The sequence below is a fragment of the Nocardiopsis sediminis genome, assembly GCF_042650565.1.
GTDB lineage: Bacteria > Actinomycetota > Actinomycetes > Streptosporangiales > Streptosporangiaceae > Nocardiopsis_B > Nocardiopsis_B sediminis.
This window is the reverse complement of sequence record NZ_JBHSBH010000010.1, coordinates 218067-235253: the sequence shown is the minus strand read 5'-3', so window position 1 is coordinate 235253 and position 17187 is coordinate 218067. Positions and strand designations below refer to the sequence as shown.

General features: G+C 69.0%; 16 protein-coding genes. 3 read left to right on the top strand and 13 right to left on the bottom strand.

Annotation, left to right across the window (positions count from 1 at the left end; translation table 11 throughout):
* Nucleotides 1–374: 374 nt before the first annotated feature.
* The 12 genes from cas6e to ACFOVU_RS15985 all read right to left on the bottom strand — a co-directional run bounded on the left by cas6e (nucleotide 375) and on the right by ACFOVU_RS15985 (nucleotide 10941).
* Nucleotides 375–1058: a type I-E CRISPR-associated protein Cas6/Cse3/CasE gene (cas6e, locus tag ACFOVU_RS16040; protein WP_378534414.1), complete on the bottom strand. Its 684-nt coding sequence runs from the start codon at nucleotides 1056–1058 to the stop codon at nucleotides 375–377.
* A gap of 1 nt (nucleotide 1059) precedes the next feature.
* Entirely contained in the window at nucleotides 1060–1779 is a 720-nt protein-coding gene (gene cas5e / locus ACFOVU_RS16035; protein WP_378534412.1) for a type I-E CRISPR-associated protein Cas5/CasD, read from the bottom strand.
* On the bottom strand, nucleotides 1772–2932 hold the full coding sequence (gene cas7e / locus ACFOVU_RS16030) for a type I-E CRISPR-associated protein Cas7/Cse4/CasC (protein ID WP_378534411.1): 1161 nt from the start codon (nucleotides 2930–2932) through the stop codon (nucleotides 1772–1774). Before cas7e ends, cas5e begins: the two co-directional genes overlap by 8 nt.
* Complete coding sequence (gene casB / locus ACFOVU_RS16025; RefSeq protein WP_378534409.1) at nucleotides 2929–3516, bottom strand: type I-E CRISPR-associated protein Cse2/CasB; 588 nt, start codon at nucleotides 3514–3516, stop codon at nucleotides 2929–2931. The genes cas7e and casB overlap by 4 nt, the downstream gene beginning before the upstream one ends.
* Nucleotides 3513–5126 (bottom strand): type I-E CRISPR-associated protein Cse1/CasA, encoded by a 1614-nt coding sequence (gene casA / locus ACFOVU_RS16020; RefSeq protein WP_378534407.1) that lies wholly within the window; start codon nucleotides 5124–5126, stop codon nucleotides 3513–3515. Before casA ends, casB begins: the two co-directional genes overlap by 4 nt.
* Before the next feature lie 471 nt (nucleotides 5127–5597).
* A protein-coding gene (locus tag ACFOVU_RS16015; RefSeq protein WP_378534406.1) for an IS5 family transposase occupies nucleotides 5598–6484 on the bottom strand; the annotation gives its coding sequence in 2 pieces (ribosomal slippage) (nucleotides 5598–6083 and nucleotides 6086–6484; 885 coding nt in all).
* Nucleotides 6485–6618: 134 nt separating this feature from the next.
* Nucleotides 6619–7068 carry an NUDIX hydrolase gene (locus tag ACFOVU_RS16010; protein ID WP_378534404.1) on the bottom strand — a complete coding sequence of 150 codons (450 nt, stop codon included), beginning with the start codon at nucleotides 7066–7068 and terminating at the stop codon, nucleotides 6619–6621.
* 28 nt (nucleotides 7069–7096) lie between these two features.
* Nucleotides 7097–7714, bottom strand: a complete 618-nt coding sequence (tmk, locus tag ACFOVU_RS16005; RefSeq protein WP_378534402.1) for a dTMP kinase — start codon at nucleotides 7712–7714, stop codon at nucleotides 7097–7099.
* Nucleotides 7711–9177, bottom strand: coding sequence for a B12-binding domain-containing radical SAM protein (locus ACFOVU_RS16000; protein WP_378534400.1), 1467 nt, complete (start codon nucleotides 9175–9177; stop codon nucleotides 7711–7713). Before ACFOVU_RS16000 ends, tmk begins: the two co-directional genes overlap by 4 nt.
* Nucleotides 9152–9931 (bottom strand): DNA-3-methyladenine glycosylase family protein, encoded by a 780-nt coding sequence (locus tag ACFOVU_RS15995; RefSeq protein ID WP_378534398.1) that lies wholly within the window; start codon nucleotides 9929–9931, stop codon nucleotides 9152–9154. Before ACFOVU_RS15995 ends, ACFOVU_RS16000 begins: the two co-directional genes overlap by 26 nt.
* A 199-nt stretch (nucleotides 9932–10130) precedes the next feature.
* A complete protein-coding gene (locus tag ACFOVU_RS15990; RefSeq protein WP_378534396.1) occupies nucleotides 10131–10325 on the bottom strand; it encodes a hypothetical protein in 195 nt (64 codons plus the stop codon).
* A 184-nt stretch (nucleotides 10326–10509) separates the two neighbouring features.
* On the bottom strand, nucleotides 10510–10941 hold the full coding sequence (locus tag ACFOVU_RS15985; RefSeq protein WP_378534394.1) for an ATP-binding protein: 432 nt from the start codon (nucleotides 10939–10941) through the stop codon (nucleotides 10510–10512).
* A gap of 319 nt (nucleotides 10942–11260) precedes the next feature.
* Here ACFOVU_RS15985 and ACFOVU_RS15980 point away from each other — a divergent pair, with 319 nt between their 5' ends.
* Nucleotides 11261–12757 (top strand): helix-turn-helix domain-containing protein, encoded by a 1497-nt coding sequence (locus ACFOVU_RS15980; protein ID WP_378534392.1) that lies wholly within the window; start codon nucleotides 11261–11263, stop codon nucleotides 12755–12757.
* Nucleotides 12754–13236 carry a hypothetical protein gene (locus ACFOVU_RS15975; protein WP_378534391.1) on the top strand — a complete coding sequence of 161 codons (483 nt, stop codon included), beginning with the start codon at nucleotides 12754–12756 and terminating at the stop codon, nucleotides 13234–13236. Before ACFOVU_RS15980 ends, ACFOVU_RS15975 begins: the two co-directional genes overlap by 4 nt.
* A gap of 106 nt (nucleotides 13237–13342) precedes the next feature.
* On the opposite strand, the gene cas3 is transcribed toward ACFOVU_RS15975, so the two are convergent.
* Nucleotides 13343–15886, bottom strand: coding sequence for a CRISPR-associated helicase Cas3' (gene cas3, locus ACFOVU_RS15970; RefSeq protein WP_378534389.1), 2544 nt, complete (start codon nucleotides 15884–15886; stop codon nucleotides 13343–13345).
* 267 nt (nucleotides 15887–16153) lie between these two features.
* Between cas3 and ACFOVU_RS15965 the strand changes: the two genes are divergently transcribed.
* Nucleotides 16154–17187 (top strand): MFS transporter (locus tag ACFOVU_RS15965; protein ID WP_378534387.1); only part of this gene is annotated, 1034 nt, incomplete at its 3' end.

The following is a 17187-nucleotide window of genomic DNA, read 5'->3' as shown; positions in this document are numbered from 1 at the left end:
TGGTCCTGGCCTGGATCCTGGGCAGCGTGGGCTGCCTGACCGCGTGGGCGGCCGACGCCCCCGCGGGCGGCGGACCCGGCAGCGGGGTCCGGCGTCACCGCAGGTCGAGCGGGCACGATCCCTGAGCGGTCCCCTGCACCCTGGTGCGCCCGGAGATCGGTGGGCCGCAGGGGCAAGGCGGTAACGGCCCCGGCCGCATCCGGGTTGTGGCCCGTGAAAATTCTTCCCGGCCGGATCCGGACCAGGGGATGCGGGCGTCGACGTCCCCAAGGTTGAACCGCGCGGCGAACGCAGCAGGGACGTCTCCAGGCGATGTGGGACTGGGGAGAGCACCACGTCCGCTCACCCGCCTGAGGGCTCCGCGGCCGGAGCCCTCAGGCGGGAGCGATCGGGGCCAGGCTGAGCATGCCGCAGCCGTAGGCCTTGGCGCGGCCGATGCCGCTGCGCACCGCGTCGGTGAAGGCGGCGGCGTCGGTGACCACCAGGCGGCCGTCGTAGCGGACGGCGGAGATCGTGATCTTGTTCCGGCCGGTTCCCTCGCCCTTGTAGCCGACCATCGGCGGGCAGGGCGAGATGGTGACCGCCATCCCGCCGTCGGCGCCGGCCGGGACCACGAACCCGTGCTGCTCGCCCTTGCGTGCCAGCCAGCCCAGCTGCTCCTCCGGGTCGCGCAACGGCACCCGCTTGCCGCGCACCTCCTTGGGTGCGGCCGGGTCGCGCACGATGCGGGTGGGGTTGGCGGTCAGCCGGACGGCAAGCGCGCGGCCGGGGGCGATCGCCTCCAGCGCGCCCTCCATCGAGCGCGCCTGCGCCTCCCCCGCCAGGTAGCCGTCGGGAAGCCGGTCCCACGCGGGCCGGTCGCGGGTCTGCACCAGCAGCACGTAGCCGGTCTCGGCGGGATCCAGCCGCCATAGCAGGGCGTGTTCGCGGCGTGCGGGCTCGCCGTTGACGACCTCGGGCAGCACGGACATCAGGGTCCGGTGCATGTGCTGCACGTCGGCGAAGTCCCGCCGGAACGCGCGCGACGCGGTGTTCAGCGGGAGTCTGCTCAAGTACACGTCAGGGGCTCACACTCTCGGCCGGAGGGATGGGGACGTGGCACACGCGCACGTGGCGCTGGCGGAACTCGCGGTCGCCCGAGGCGAAGGTGACGGGGAGGTCGTACCGGGGTTCGGCGTCGCGTTCGCGTGCGGAGACCTCGATGACGGCGCGCAGATCCGGGACGGCCGCGATGTCGGCCCCCGGGCCGGAGCGGTCCTCCTGCCACGGGTGGACGCGCAGGGCCTCCTCCAGCGTGGTCTCGGGCCGGATCCCGGTGCCCAGCCCCCACTCCTCGGGCAGGACCAGCGGTCCGGCCGGGACGTGGGCCTTGCGGCCGAAGAACAGCGGCCAGGCGGGGTGGAGCACCGCGTCACGCAGACGCTCCAGGTGGGGCCGGTCGCCTTCGAGGAGCACGAGGAAGAGGGCGTCGGCCAGGTAGTAGCGGTGGCTGACGACGTTGCGGTGGCCGGTGCCCTTGGTGGTGGGGACGCCGGTGGTGACCTGGTAGTCGCGCTCCAGGATGCCCTCGCGCTCCACCCGCACCGCCATGCGCAGCCCGGCGAGCCGGGCGATCCCGGCGACGTCGGTGCGCTCCACGCCGAGTGCGGCACCCAGGAGCCCCACGACACCGGACTTGGTCGGCTCCGGTGAGGTGTCGCGGTAGGTGAACCGGGAGCGCACCCCCCAGGACTGCATCGGCGCATCGAACCGCAGCGCCAGCACGGCCGTATCAGCCACCGACCGCTCCCAGGACCTTCTGGGAGAAGCCGGCCAGCGTGTCGGCCTGCTCCTCGCGCGGCACCTCCAGCGCGTCGAGGTCGCCGGAGAGCGAGGCCATCGCCACGGCACGGATTTCGCGGTCACCGTAGAAGCCGCGGAGCCGGGAGAAGTGCTCCCACATCAGGCGGGTGGAGGTTTCCATGACCCCGGTCCCCGCGACGGGGTTCAGGAAGGCGTTGGCCAGGTTCCACGAACCGCTGTCGCGTACCACGGCGAGCAGGGTGTCGGGCTGGGTGAGGGCGGCCATGGAGTTCTGCTTCCCGCTGGGCACCGCCCGGACGAAGGCGTTGAGCCAGGCGCTGGCGGCCCGCTTCAGCAGGTCCTCGTCCTCCGCCGCGAGCTCGGCGACCGCTCCGAACAGGTTGCGCCGCAGCTGGCCGAGGTCAAGGTTCGCGTAGCGGTAGTAGCAGGCGGCGTTGAAGTCGACCGTCCCGATCATGTCCGCGCCCGCCTCGGCGTCAGGCTTCAGGTCGTCCACGGCGGTGTAGAAGTCGAACTCGACCGCGACCGCGTGCGTGGAGATGGCGTGCGCGACCTGGGACGCGGCGTCGACGTTGAAGTCCTTGTTGTCGGCGATCATCCGCCCGAACAGGGCGATGTCCACGGACCTGCGGGCGTCGAGGATCGTGCGGGCCACCTTCAGCGTGTCGCCGTCGGGCTTCTTCTTCTCGCTGCCCTTGGGGTTCTTCTCCCGCTTGGCCGCGTCTTTGAGCAGCCGCTCCCGGTGCTCGGCGCAGTGCGCGGCGAGGGTGTCGACAGCGGTGGCCTTGACGAACAGCAGGTACTCGGTGAGGTCGGTGGCGGCGTTCACCCCGAAGCCCATCTGCCGCAGGGCCTCGCGGACGACCGTCCTGTCCTCGTCGCCGGCCTCCTCCCCCTCGGGGGCCAGTCGGTTCGCGGCCTGTTGGAGGAGCCGCTTGGTGCGCTTCGCGGTCTCCTCTTCGGCGAGCCCTACCTCGGGGAACAGGTTCCGCGCGGACCGCTTGAGGCTCTGGCTGGACACCCGGCCGCGGATCGCGCCGCCGAAGGTGACGGACTTCGGCTGCCCCATGTCGTCGCGGTTGAGGTTGCTCGTCGGGAAGGATTGGAGGAGGTGGAGCTCGATGATCATTCGGTTGCTGCCGCTTCCTTCTGGGAGGTCTGGCGGTACACGCGGTGCTTGAAGTCGCGCGCCCAGCGAACGCGGACCTTCGCGGCCTGCGCCTCGTCGCCGTTGAGGTGGATGAGGTCCCACAGGAGGTGTTCGTAGTCGAGGGCCATCCGCGGCCGTGCCCCACCGATGAGCTGGACGGCCTGGCGCAGGCGGTAGTCGAGGCCGCCTGTCTGCGTCGCCCCGATCAGCTGGCGCACCCGGGCATCGGCCGCGCCCGCCGAGCCGGCGTCGGCGAGGGCGGCACACAGCCGCCATCGCTCCGAGGCGCGTGTGGTGGTGTGCGAGTTGAGCGCGAACAGCCCGGCGACCAGCAGGCACGGGGGTTCGTGCCGTTCGGGGATCTGATGGCGGAAGAGGAGTTCGTACCCGTCGCCGGCGTAACGGTCGTCGGTGAGCCCGCGCCGCAGGCGGGCAAGGGTCCTCCGGGACCGAGCGACGACATGCGGGTTCTTCGACTCAAGAGAGTTCCCGATCCGGTACAGGTCGTCGACGAACCCCCGGTGGGGGGATTCGGGGTTGGGGTTTTCCAGTACCACACTCACCACCCCGTGAACTGGCGAATCTCATGCTGGTAGGCGTCGCTGAGCTTGTTAAGCGCGCCGACGAGGATCATCTCGGCGCGGGCGGCTTCCAAAACCTGGCGCGGTGAGCCTCCGGGAAAATCATCGATCCAGGTGTGGACCGCCGCCCGGGCGGTGACACCCACGTACCGCCCCCAACGTTCGAACAGCCTGCGGATCTCCACCCATCCATCCAGTGCCTCCGGTTCGATCCGGATCACCAGTTCACTCAGGTCATGGAGGAGAAGTGCAAATTCGGCGTCAAGCCGCGGCCAGTAGCGTTCGGCAAGAAAGCTCCTGTACTTGCGCGCATCGAATCTACTACGTAGACCTTCGTGGTAGTTCGCGACCATGCGGTCTAGCTCGCGACCGACGGCGTCGGCCAGAGTCACAGCGCGCCCGAATAATTGTTCCAGGTTCCATTCGTCGTGCACCCGGAGCAAGGCGAGCTTGATCGGTAACGCGTCCTCCGACCAGTACTCGACCGCACCCGGATTGGGCATGAGTTTCTGTCCGAACACCCGGAGTGTGACTGTCTTGCGCTCGTCCAGATACCCCAGCTGCACAAGCCATGCCACTTCCTCGATCGTCTGCGGACGCCGTCTTCCCCCTCGCTCCTGGGCGGGCAGAAGCAGGTCCGTAGCGTGCCGCCAGACGCCGCGCAGGATCTCCAAACGCACCGGGTCGTATGTGAGCTTCTTGTCCTCACGTTTGTGAAACGCCGCCATGGCCTCGACCGTGTGGAGCTCCACACCGAGCTCGGTGCCCGGCGCGACCACCACGCCGTCCACGTTCACGCGCCTGTCCTCTCCCTCGCCGTGTAACAGGATCCGCCGGGACGGCCAGGTGAGGAGGTCGACCCATCCCTTGGGAAAGGCTTTGGCGATCGGCTCGGGACCTGGAGGCTGTTCGCGTTCCCAGATCGCTCGGTCCTGGGGTGTGGTGGTGGCCAGGGGCCGACCCGCACCGGGGTCGTATACGACCGTGTTGAGCAGGAGGGTCTCCCATAGCGTCTCTCCCTCCAGCAGGACCGTCCCGAAGTAGTTGCCAGGACCGGCCTTGGAACTCTTGACGCCCCCAGGTCGACAGGGTGTTTTGGTGCCGCCGGTATCGAAAGTCTGGAGGGTGACCAGCCAGCGAGCGGCTGCATCAGGGGGAAAAGCGGGCCACTCATCATCCGTTGTGTGATCGTGGAGAGTGGTGTTGTTGCCCTTGGCCCGGTAGAGCACGAGGTGCGTGGCCGGTTTCCACGGGACATCAGCGAGATCCGGGCACTGGTGGAAAGGTCTATCCCCGCCGAGGAGCCAGAACTCATCCCAGTGCGCAGCCTCGTAGGCCTCCAGCCGTTCAGCGTCGACCCCGTTGGCCCACAGCTCCGCCCACTCCTCCTCTGAGGCGGGGCCCTGGTGGACTCGGTGGAGAAAAGCGATCAGCAGACGGTAGAGAGCGGCCGTGACGATGGGCGCTTCCCCCTGGACGCAGCGCAAGTCATTCGCGTTTCTGAGCACGTCACTGAGACTCAGAAGGTCCGGCTTACCGTCAAGGGTGACGGCACTGATCCAACGCGAGCTGAGCAAATTGAACGATGGCACCAGAACTCCGGGGGTCGACAGGCCACGCCTACCTTAACGACGGGTGACGACAAGAAGCGGCGACAACGAGAATCACGCGTTGCCGCCGCTCCCAACTCCCCCGCGTCGCGGGGCGTATGTCCACGTGAACACGCACAGGGACCACCCCGGGCCAGCCCAGGATGGTTTCGGACTCTACCGGACGTGGAGCGTGTGCGGTTGCGGTCTGACTACGGGTACATGCACAGTTCCTTGTGATACCGTCGAGGCTCCTTCGCATCAAGATTGGAGACCCCCCACCGTGATGCCAACCCCGTTCTTCGAGGGCCGATTGTCCATCTCAGAGCGGCTCACTCTCTGCATCGCGAGCCTCGTGAGCCTGGCGTTGGTGCTCGTTGTCCAGGTCGTCCTCATCATACTGGTGAGGTGGTAAGCACCTCTTCGGCCGCTACCTTCTCCTCAGGGCTCGCCAACTAGGACGTGTCTGGAAAGTCAGAGCCATTCGTTGATGACCGCGATCAGGACGGTGGCCTCGTAGCTTGAGGCGAGCTTGTCGTAGCGGGTGGCCACCGCCCGGTTGCGCTTGAGCCGGTTGATCCCGCGCTCCACCGTGTTGCGGTGGCGGTAGTCGGCCGTGTCGAAGGCGGGCGGGCGGCCGCCCCGGCTCCCCTTGCGCTTGCGGGCGGCGACCCGGTCGGCCGGCTCGGGGATCGTCGCCTTGATCCTGCGCCTGCGCAGGTAGGAGCGGATCGCGCGGGAGCTGTAGGCCTTGTCCGCGCGGGCCCGCACCGGGCGGGTGCGCGCCGGCCCCGGCCTTCCGTGCGCGGCCACCCGGATGCGGTCCATGACCGCCTCGAACTGCGGGGCGTCCCCGCAGTGCCCTGCCGTGATCACCACGGCCAGGGGCTTCATCGCCTGCTCGCAGGCCAGGTGGATTTTGGTGGTGAGCCCGCCGCGGGAGCGGCCCAGCGCGTGGCCGGCGGGCTCCGCCGCCGTTCCGTGATCTTCGCCCTCCCCCTTTTCGGGGCGCCGGCGGCGTGCTGGTGGGCGCGTATGACGGTGGAATCGACGCCGACGTCCCAGGTGATCAGGCCTTGGGCGTCGGCGTGTGACTGGAGGCCGGCGAGAATACGCGCCCAGGTGCCGTCCTGTCTCCAGCGGCAGAACAGGTCGTAGACCGTTTGCCAGGGCCCATAGCCTGCGGGCAGGTCGCGCCAGGGCGCCCCGGTGCGGGTTCGCCACCGGATCGCGTCGATGAGGGTCCGCTTGCGGCGCACCTGCGGCCGGCCGCAGGCCGCAGGGCCGGGAAGCAGGGGGTGCAGCAGGGCCCACTGCGCATCGGTGAGGTCACCGCGCCCAGGGCCCGGTAGGGTCGGCACGAAGCCTCCGGTGGGCAAGGTCTTCTTGGTCGTTGACCCGTCTACCGGAGGCTTCGCTCATCTGCGGGGCGACACGCCCGACTATGCCGTTGTGATGCCGTTCATCCCTACATGACCCGGTTTCCAAACACGTCCTAGCCCTGGTCGGCCCATCCGTGGTGCGCGAAGGCGGTGTTGTCGCACCAGGCGCGAACTCCGGCTGCCGGGTAGTCGATCATGTTGGACGGTAGGAGGTGCGGGTCGGCCCATTGGAGCTTGCCGCACTTGTGGGGTTCGGCGTTGTAGGGCTCGCCCTTCCACCGCTCAGCAACGAAGAACATGCCGACGCGGGCCAGGTCTGAACGCTGCCTGTGGTGAACGACCGCCGCCAGACTGAGGAAGTCGGGGTTGATGGTGACCCCGACTTCCTCGCGAGCTTCCCGGGCTGCCCCGTGGTTCAGCGGTTCCCCTTCGTCGAGGTGGCCGGAGGGCAGGTGCAGCATGCCGTCGCAGTACCCGGTCCCCTGCCGTTCCAGCAGCAGGATCTCCCCGCTCCGGTGCAGGATGACGTGCACGTCGATGATGCTGCGATAGCGCTCGGACACGGTCACCTCACACGGCGGGCTCATGATGTCATTGCGACCATAGCCCCCCGATGATGCTCGTGAGCCTCGAAAGAAGAGATTCGATCGACGCCAGCCCCTGGGAGGTGTCGGCGACCATGGTGGGTACCCCGGCCCTCTCGGAGGCGGCCGCGGCCTTCCGGTACAGCTCGACCTCGCGATCGGGAACGGTCGGGTCGTCTTCGAATCGGCCATGTGAGCCACGCACGGCCAGCCGCTCACGCAGCACGCGGGACGGCGCGGTGAGGACGATCTGGAGATCGGGAGGTTCGGCGTCTGCGTTGATGCAGCGCACGAACTGTTCCGGGACGTCGTCGATGCCCGCCTGAAGCACCACCGTGGACAGGGTGTACCTGTCGCACAACACCACCCGACCGGCCGCAACGGCGGGCCGCACCTCGGTTTCGAGGTGGTGGTACCGATCGGCGCCGACCAGGCACGCCAGTGCCATGCCCTGGTAGTCGCCGGTGTGGTGTCGGGCGAACTTACCCAGCGGGGAGTGGGAGGGCTCGGTGGTCGCCAGCACCGGTATCCCGGCCGCGGTGAGCCGTTGGTCGAGGTTGCGGACGAGGGTGGACTTGCCGGCCCCGCCGGGGCCGTCGACGGCGACGAACACCCCGCCGCTCATGCCGCGCTCCGCCGCTCGTGCTCGCCACGGGACAGCTGGACGAGGGCGGCGCGTACCTCGTCCACGGTTGCTTCGCCGAACTGGATGCCGGTGGAGAAGCTGAATTCGTCGCGGCCCCGCATCGCCTCGTCCACCCCCTGTGCAGTGAGGTCCACGGCGGTGTAGTCCAGCAGTTGGGCGGGGGTGTAGCGGCCGGTGGCGATCAGCCGGTCCCATTCCGGGGTGCCGGGGTAGGGGCGGAACTCGAACACCGAAGAGCGGAACCGGCCCGGACGCCGGTCGGTGAGGTCCCACAGCTCCTGGACCAGCGCAACGGTCTCGGCCATCTCCGTTCGGGTCTCGGTGGGGAACCCGAGGATGAAGTAGCCCTTGACGTTGATACCGCGCGCGACCAGGCGGCCGACAACGGAACGAATCATGTCGTGGGTGATGCGCTTGTCGATGTAGGAGAGCACGCGTTCACTGCCGGACTCGATGCCGAGCGCAACCTCGCGCAGCCCGTTTGCGGCCAGCAGGTCCAGAGTCGCGTCGCTCTCCCGGGCCAGGACGTTGATGCGGCCGGTGGCGTCCCACACCGCCCAGCCACCGATGCCGGCGGCGGTGAACCCCTCCATCATGGTATGGATGACGCGGCGGGCGCCGAGGAACAGGTCGTCGACGAACCGGAACGCCGTCACCCCCAGGCCGTCACGGAGCTGCTGCATCTCGGCGACCACATTGCCGGGATGGCGGACGCGGATGGTGGTGTCGGGGTTGGCCGACACTGCGGCGCCGCAGAACGAGCAGTCGTAGGGGCAGCCACGGGCGCCGACCATGTTCGCCTCCCACCGGCCCGAGTCGTGGTGGGGGTCGTGGGCGAGGAAGCGGCGGTCGACGAACGGTAGGCCGTCGATGTCGGGGGCCAAGTGGTGGCTCTGCCCCGGGCGCCCTCCGGTCACCGGGGTCTTCAGGATGGGATCGAGCCACATCACGCCGGGCAGGTCGGCGCGCGCCCGATGGTCCTCCAGTAGGGCGGCGACGCGGGTTTCGGCTTCGCCGATGACCAGGGCGTCGCAACGGACCATGCGGGCGTCGGTGAGGATCTGGGCGGGCATGGCCTTGGCCTGGTGGCCGCCCAGCATCACCCGAATCCCAGGGTCCAGAGCCGCGGCGATTCGGGCCGAGATCTCATAGGTGGGGGCGAGCAGGTTGAACCCGGCCCAGCGGGGCCAGGCCTTGTTGATCGCCGTGACCGCGTCGGCGATCGGCAGGCCGGCGGCTTCGGCGTCGAGCACGCCGACGTTGAACCCGCGGGCGGAGGCGTAGGTGGCGAGATAGCCCATGCCCAGGACGGGCAGGGTGAAGTCGTTGACGCGCGGCCGGATCGCGTAGTCGCGCAAGGGTGCGTTGACGAACACGATGTCCACGGGACGGTTGGGGTCGTGTCCGGTGATCACGTCATACGGGGGGTCGAGCCTTTCCACGGTGTCCTCCCAGGGCGAGGGTGAGAACGGTGAGAGCCGACAGTTCGCCGGGCGTGCCGGCGTATCCCCTCCAGCGGGTCGCGAAGTCGGCCTCGGTGTCGGGCAGGGCAAGGGAGGGGGCGGCCTGGCGGGCGTACTTGCGGACCGCCATGTCGCCGTAGGGGTAGAAGGAGAAGTCGCCGGTGTAGTCGGCGACGGCCGCGCCTGCGGTCCAGGGGCCGATGCGCGGTACGGACTGGATCTCGGCGGCAAGGTCAGCTGGAGGCAGGGAGGCCCACTTCACGCCGAGGTCGCCGAACGCCTCGGCGGCGGCGCGTAGGGGACGCCGCTTGAATGCCATCCCGAGCCGGGTGAAGGTGGTGTCGTCCACGCTGAGCACGACGTTGGGAGTCGGGAACAGGTGAAGCCGTTCGCCGACGTGGTTGATGGGTTCGCCGATGGCTGCGGTGAAGCGCTGGTACATCAGGCGGGCCTGATCCGCGCGGATGACCTGGCGGATGATCGCGGTGGCGATGGCGTCCCACAGGTCCGGGTTGCGCAGCCGCTCGGCTGGTCCGTGGCCAGCAAGCACGCGGCGCAGCGCTGCCGGGGTGCGGTGTGTGAGGGTGGCTGGGTCGTAGACGTCCACCGCCGCCTCGCTGGGCCCGAGGGTGATTCCGGTTTCCTCGGCGGTGGCAGTGGTGCCGCCCGCGGGTGTGCGGACAGCGCGGGTGTTGGTCGGTCCCCATCCGGGGTGATCGCATACGGGGTGCATGGATTCCTCCTCGCTCGGTGACGGACGGCAACCCTGCCACAGGCCGGACGTTCGCCGGGAAGGTCATCAGGGGGCGGTCTCCCGAGCAGCGTCGAGGCGGCGTGCGGTTCACGGGTGTGGTGGAGCCGCGAGAGCAGGGGGCACCCCCGCGACCTCACCGCGCCTCCGGGCAGGTTCACACTGGGAATGCGGCCGCTGTTCACAGCGGGTGCTCCGAGACACCGGCCGCCTCCAAGCGGTAGCGCAACCTTTCGGCGATCTCCCGCGGAGTGGCCCCGTCCACCAGGTGCGGCAGCGCCGGATGCATCGCCCACCACCGGCCGGTCGCAGTACCCGGCCAGATGACCAGGCCCGGCCATCGGCACCGCATCTCCTCGGCGAAGGTCATTAGCATCCCCGCCCCACCCCACGGGTGTAGCGTTCCTGCTCTTGGGCCGTCGGGTAGACGTGCCCGGTCGCGTAGTACCGCCGCCCGTAACGCTTCTGTCCGGAGCCGTTGGCGCGCTGGGTGAACAAGCCAGGGCTGATCGCGTCGAGGCCAGCGGCTTCGTTGTCTGTGAGGTCGTGGCGGCACTCGATCACCGGCGGGCCTCCAGTTCCGCCCACACCGTCACGAACCGGTTGGGATGCTGTTCGAAGTCCCAGGAGCGCGACACCGCGGCGACCCTCGCCAGGCCCCCTGTCTTGCTGACTGTGGGAACCGTCGGGCGCGCCAAGAGCGGCCCGGCGTCGGTCACCTCAATGCGGACGTTGGTGACGGTGCAGGTGATGTGTAGAACGAGTTCGTTCCCGCGTTCGCCGCTGCGGCTGTGCTGCACGGCGTTGGCCACCAGTTCCTCGGCGACCACGGACGCCTGGCCCCGGCACGGGTGGTTGCTGCCGAGGGCGCGGGCCACCCGGAGCCGGGCAACGGCGACGGCGTCGTCATCGCCGCGGATGAAGCGCGCTCGGCCAGGCCACGAGTCCTCACCGTGCGGCACGAGATCGAACATCGCGCCGCTCGCACTCACCGGGCCGCCCTCTCGGCGGATCGGCGAACAGAGAAGAGGCAGTCCACTGCAGTCCCGGCCAGCGTCGCGGCGTCGAGAGCCTGACTGCGGGCCCGGTTCGCGTCTGCATGCCCCCGCGGGTTGGTGTGGATGTGGGGTCGCACCGTATCGGCACGCTGGCTGGTCATCCTTGACACGCCGGTCCGTCGAACGGACATCACGTTTTCCTCCCTGAGCTCGTCGGGAAGCGACCTGTTCTACGGGTATGAACTGATGGGCCGATGTAACGTCGTTGTCCTGCGGCTACGGAATCCCGCGTCGATATACACCGGCGGTATCAATGAGCGATCCCAGCGACGCCAAGCGCGTCCCCATCCCGTCCGCCTTCTGGACGCGCGGTGAAGTGCAGGTGGCGCTGTCGCGGGAGGACGCAGGTGCTCTTCTGCGCCTCGTGCGCCAACGCACCGGAGCCAGCCAGCACGCCATTGGCGCCGCCATCGACATGGCGCAACCGCATGTCAGCGGCATCATGCGCGGCAGAAGGGAAGTCACCGCGCTGAAGACATGGCGGCGCATCGCCGATGGGCTGTCGATGCCCAATGAGGCCCGGCGAATGATCGGCCTGGCGGATTCCGACTGGGTATACGAGGGAGGTATACGGCGGAGCAGTCCCCTCAGCAGCCCTCCTGGTGATCTATGGTCGGCCCCGAGGATGGTGCGGGATGCCGCAGAGATGACGCTGAGGGATCTGATGAAACGCAGAGAAGCACTGGCGGCGGGGGGCGCGCTCGTCGTGGGCACGGCGCTGACGGAGACGCTGGAACACTGGTTGCTGCCCACAGACGCGGGGCCACTGGGCCGACGTACGATCGGTGACGGCGAGCTGATGCGCATCGAAGCGGCGACGGTGGCGATGCGCCATTGGGATGACCGGTGGAAGCTGGGCATCCGTCGCAAGGCGGTTCTCGGCCAGCTCTCCGAGGTGGCCGAACTGGCGGAGGTTTTCCAGCCGGAACCGGTCCGCTCCCGCCTCTTCATGGTGATGGCCGAGCTGGCGAAGATCAGCGCGTCGATGTCCTACGACGCCGGTGACCACCCCAGTGCCCAGGAGTACTACACCCTCGCGCTGCGTTTCGCGCATCAGGCAGGGCCGGAGCATCGGTTGTACGGAGTCGGTGTGCTCGCCGACATGGCGCGGCAGATGCTCGACCTGAAACGCCCCCAAGACGCGTTGGAGATCTCCCGCCTGGCCTTGGACAGCGCCCAGGCCCATGCGGCGCCGGGAATCGTCCTGGCTCTGCTGCGCACCCGCGAGGGCTGGTCCTATGCCAGAGTCGGACGGGCGGAGGCATGGCGCCGATCGGTCGCCCAAGCCGAGGACCTCCTCGACAACGAAGACGGATCTTCCGAAGTGCCGGAGTGGGCACGCTCCTTCGACCGCGCAGAGCTGGCCGGCGTCGTCGGCGCCCGCTACCGCGACCTGGCGGCCGGGACGGAGGACCGGGCCGCACGGACCCGCTACGCGACCGCCTCTGCCGACTACATCACGCAGGCGCTGCGGCTACGCGCGCCGGAGAAACTGCGCAATCGCGCGTTCGACCTGATCGGGTTGGGCCGCACCTACCTCGTCCTGGGTGAACCGGGCGAGGCCGCCAGCGCGATCTCGCGAGCAGCGTCCCTGGAGCGCACCATCGGGTCCGGACGCGTCCGTCGTCGGCTGCACGACTGGTACACCGAGTCCGCCGCCTACCACCGGGATCCCGCGATCGCCCAGCTCCGTGACGAACTGGCGACAACCCTGCTGGATGGACAGTCGAACCTGAAGGAGACGGCGTGACGCGCATCGGGATCACCGGGCACTCCAACCTCACGCCGGACAGCGTTCCGCTGGTACGCAAAGCGTTGGAAGTCGCCATCTCCCCCTACCTCGATGGGGACCTGGTCGGGGTGTCGTGCCTGGCGCGCGGGGCCGACCAGGTGTTCGCCGAGGTCGTCCTCGACGCCGGCGGGCTCCTGGAGGTGGTGCTGCCCTCCGTCGACTACCGCGAGGCCAAGGTCAAGCCCTGGAACCTGGAGCAGTTCGACAACCTGCTGATGCGTTCGGCCCTGGTGCGCTACATGCCGCACCGCACCGCCGGACGCGCGGCCTATGAGGACGCCAACGCCGCCGTCCTGGGCGGGATCGACCGCCTCTTCGCCGTCTGGGACGGCGAACCCTCGGGCGGTAAGGGGGGCACCGGCGACGCCGTGGAATACGCCCGCGGCAAAGGCGTGCCCGTCAACGTGATCTGGCCGGAGGGCGCACGCCGGGGGTGACCACCATTGCCGAAAAATCGCCGGGCCAGCAGTGGTGGAGACGGCATAGCTGCGGAACATATTGGCGGGTTGCTGGATGTGCACCTAGGCAGCACGGTCGTTCCGCTCACTCGCCTCTCCGATCACCCCCGGCGTGATCACTTTCCTGGTCGGAGAAGCGGGTGAGACCGCCGGGAACCGAGCGTTGGGTCATGCGTAGCACCGATAGTGGAGACCTCCCCAACGGAACCATCACCGAACGTGCGTTGAACCTTCGCTTCTCCACCGCTTGCCGGTGGGACTTCTCCGCCTGGCGCCAGGCGGAATTCCAACCCGGCTCGGCGAGTGAATCCGTGTTCACGTAGACCCGGTGGATCTGGCGGCCGATCTCCTCCAGTGGGTCCCACTCCCCTTGATCCAGGGTCTCGCGCAGGACCGCTCGGCTACGGCCGAGGATCCACGGTGAGTAGACGTTCGAAATCCCCGATGTGAAGCCCAGATTCTCGTGGCGGCGCTTGCGCGGGCCGGTCTCTTGGCCCCTGTCGGCGACCACCAGGACGGGGTCGCAAAGCCCCTCGGGGCGGTGCTCCCGCTTGTGGCGGTGCAGGCGGCCCGCCCGCTGGAAGAGGAGGTCGATCGGGCACAGGTCGGTGATCAGGAAGTCGGCGTCGAGATCCAGGCCGTGTTCGAGGACCTGGGTCCCGACCACGATGGCGTGCCGGTCGGAGAGCGACGACGTCCTTCCCAGGCGGGCCTTGAGGCGGTCACGGATCGCCGCCCGTTCTTCGCCCTGGTGGTCGCCGGTGAAGAAGATGAGTTCAGGACCATCGCGCTCGCCGTCGAGCAGGGTCCGCACTTGCCTCTCGACCTTGTGGGCTCGCGTCTTGGTGTTCAGGATGACCAGCGCCGTCCCGCCGTGCACGACCGCGTCGACCGCCCGTTTCGCGATGGCCTCCGGGGAATCGTCGCCCCGGTCCACGCGGACGGTGCCGCGTTTGAGGATCTCCTCGGAGAGCTCGACCGGCTGCGGCTTACCCTTGCTGCCGCTCCAGGTGACCTGCCACGATCCGGCGTCGGCCTCCTTCTGGATGCGCTCGGTGTCCGCGTTCCTGTCCTCTTTCCCTGCGTGCCAGTACTCGATCAGCTCCACACGGCGGCTGCCCGTCAGGGTGGCCGACATCAGCACGACCGGCACCCCCATCCGGCCGCAGAACCACATGAGCTGCTGGACGAGCAGGAAGGTGTAGGCATCGTACGAGTGCACCTCGTCGATGAGCACGACCTTGTTGCTGAGCGCGGTCATCCCGAGGAAGTTGTGCCCGCTGCGGATCACGGATTTGACCGCCTGGTCGACAGTGCCGACCCCGATCGGGAATGCCAGTCCCTTCTTCCTGTAGAACCACTCCCACGGTTCTTGGGCCCCGTTCCGCTGCGCCTCCTCGTCCCGTCCCTCGTGACCGATCCTCTCAGGGGTGATCGTCCGATTCCCGGACGCCTTCTCGTTCTTCTCCTTCTCCTTCCTGCGTTGGTCCCGCTCGGCCTTCTGCTCCTTGGCCGCTCCGGAGTAGACGAGGTTGGCTTCCAGGGTGGACCCGGTGGCCTCGAGGAATTTCTGCACCTCATCTCTGGCCTGGACGCTCAATGACTTGGTGGGCGTGGACAGGTACAGGCCACCCAGGCCCAGCCGGTTCGCCAGGCGCGCGGCCGCTTGCAGGCCGGCCATGGTCTTGCCTTCGCCGGTGGGGGCTTCGATCACTAGGACGCCCGGCTCCGCGCAGTGCTCCAGGCACTCCTCCACTGCCGTCTGGACGGGTCGCGGTCCGCCCTTGAAGGATTCGTCCTTGAACAGGTCCGTGAACCGGGTCCGCTCGCCGGGCCGCCACGCGGACCAGTTGGTCTTGGCCAGCGCGTTCTCCGCGTTGGCCCGGGCCCGGTCGCGGTAGGCGACCAGGTCATGAGGGTGGGACTCGTAGGGGAAGAAGGAGGAGTCGGAGGCGACCCAGTCGGAGATCGTCGTGAGTCCGGCCAGGCCGATCATCCCGAGCGCGGAAACGTTGACATCGCGCCAGCGGCCGTCCTGGAACTCCAGCCCGGCGAGCCGCGCGATACAGCGCACCATCTCCGACCGCGCCTCCCACCATGTGCGGTCGCCGAGGTCCCTCTTCCCGCGGACGTCGTCCAGCATGCCGGGCTCCGGGAACCACCCGTGGTGCGCCGCCAGGACGGAGCTGATCAGGCGCACCATGTCCCATTTCGCCTCTGCCTCCTCCAGCATCGCCTCGATGTGCAGGCCGGTGCTCAGCCCGTGCTTGGTGTCGAGTCCGCCGCGTTTCCGGGCGGGTTCGCACTTCCGGAGGATCGCGTGGTGCTCCGCCGGGAAGCGTGCCTCGGCCACCTCCAGCACCAGCGACTGGAACGCGGGCGTGTACTTGCCCAGGTCGTGCAGCCCGCACAGCAGCGCGACCCAGGCACGGGGCTCGCCGGAGAGCGGGGAGAAGGTCTCTTCGAGTTCCCCGCGCACCTTGGGGCCAAGGAAGATCGGGTATAAGAGGTACGCCACCTCCATCGTGTCGATCAGGTGGCATACCAGCGCGTGTGTGCCGGGCTTCCTCGCGGCTTTCTTCTTCCCGGCCTTCCGCCCCTTGTCGTGTTTGGCCCAGGGGCGGACCATCTCCGGAATCGCATGGACGCCTCCCCCGCCTCCCCCCTCCGAGGCTCGCTGCGCACCCGCCTTGTGACCGCGTTCATCCCGCACCGGTCCTCCTTCGCCGCTCCGGGGACAACCTCCCACACCCCGCCGACCATCAGGTGCGGGCGCCGCCGCCACCTCCTATGACGTGGCGCGACCGGGACACGACACGGCGGCTGTAGCACGGAACCTCCCCCGGAACGCCTTCTTCCGACTGCGGCCGTGCCGCCCTCCCGCTCGGAGTCCTCATTGACGCGTGTCCTTTTCACCCGGCCCGACCCGGTCCCGGCCACCGCCTCCCCCTACCGGTGGGTGGTCCTGTTCATGGCGTGGGCCGCCTTCACCATGACCTCCGTCGACCGCTCGGCCTGGGGGCCGGCGTCGGTGTCGGTGAGTGAGTCCCTGGGGGTGCCCCTGGCCGCTCTCGGCACCTTCGCCACCGGGTACTACCTGGGCTATGTGGTGTCGAACGCGGGCGGCGGGGTGCTGGTCGACCGGATCGGCAGCCGGGTGGTGCTCGGCGTGTCCGGTGTGGGTGCCGGGCTCGCGATGGTGCTGTTCGGCTCCGTCACGTCGATCCCGCTGGGCCTGGTCCTCCAGGGGCTGGTCGGGCTGTGCGCGGGCGTCGACTTCTCCGCCGGCCTCAAGTTGATCGCCACCTGGTTCGCCCCGGCCCGGCGGGGGTTCGCGACCGGGCTCTTCCTGACCGCGACCTCGCTGGGCATCGTCGTGGCCAACGCCGTCGTGCCGCGCCTGCTCGCCCTCGCGGACTGGCGGGTCTCCTACCACCTCTTCGGGGCGATCACGATCGTCATCGCCGTCGCCTGCCTCCTGCTGGTCCGCAACGGCACACCGGCCGAGGAGGGCACGCCGGGTGAGGCGCGCCCGGACATCCGCTCGGTTCTGCGCAACCGGGATCTGCTGCTGCTCGGGCTCGCCGGATTCGGCGGGGTATGGGGGACCTATGGGTTCGTGACCTGGTCGAACACCCTGATGACCGAGGGCAGCGGGATCGACCCCGTCCGCGCGGGGACCGTGCTGATCATCTTCGCGGCCATCGCGGTCGTGGTGAAGCCGGCGGTCGGCTGGGTGCGTGACCGGTTCGGGCTCGGTCTGCGCGGTCCGATCGCGGTGCTGCTGGTGTTCTTCGGCGCCGTCCTCTTGGTCTTCGGCACCCTCGACACCTATGCGCAGTTCCTGTGGGCGGCCCCGCTGCTGGGGATCGGCGCCTACGCCTACGCTCCGCTCGCGGCGGCGATGGCGCCGATGCTGTCGGGGACCGC

Bases quoted from the DNA above. Each gene is read 5' to 3' on its own strand.
- cas7e (WP_378534411.1), bottom strand. From the start codon at position 2,932: ATGATCATCGAGCTCCACCTCCTCCAATCCTTCCCGACGAGCAACCTC.
- tmk (WP_378534402.1), bottom strand. From the start codon at position 7,714: ATGAGCGGCGGGGTGTTCGTCGCCGTCGACGGCCCCGGCGGGGCCGGC.
- ACFOVU_RS15995 (WP_378534398.1), bottom strand. From the start codon at position 9,931: ATGCACCCCGTATGCGATCACCCCGGATGGGGACCGACCAACACCCGC.
- ACFOVU_RS15990 (WP_378534396.1), bottom strand. From the start codon at position 10,325: ATGCTAATGACCTTCGCCGAGGAGATGCGGTGCCGATGGCCGGGCCTG.
- ACFOVU_RS15980 (WP_378534392.1), top strand. From the start codon at position 11,261: ATGAGCGATCCCAGCGACGCCAAGCGCGTCCCCATCCCGTCCGCCTTC.
- cas3 (WP_378534389.1), bottom strand. From the start codon at position 15,886: ATGGTCCGCCCCTGGGCCAAACACGACAAGGGGCGGAAGGCCGGGAAG.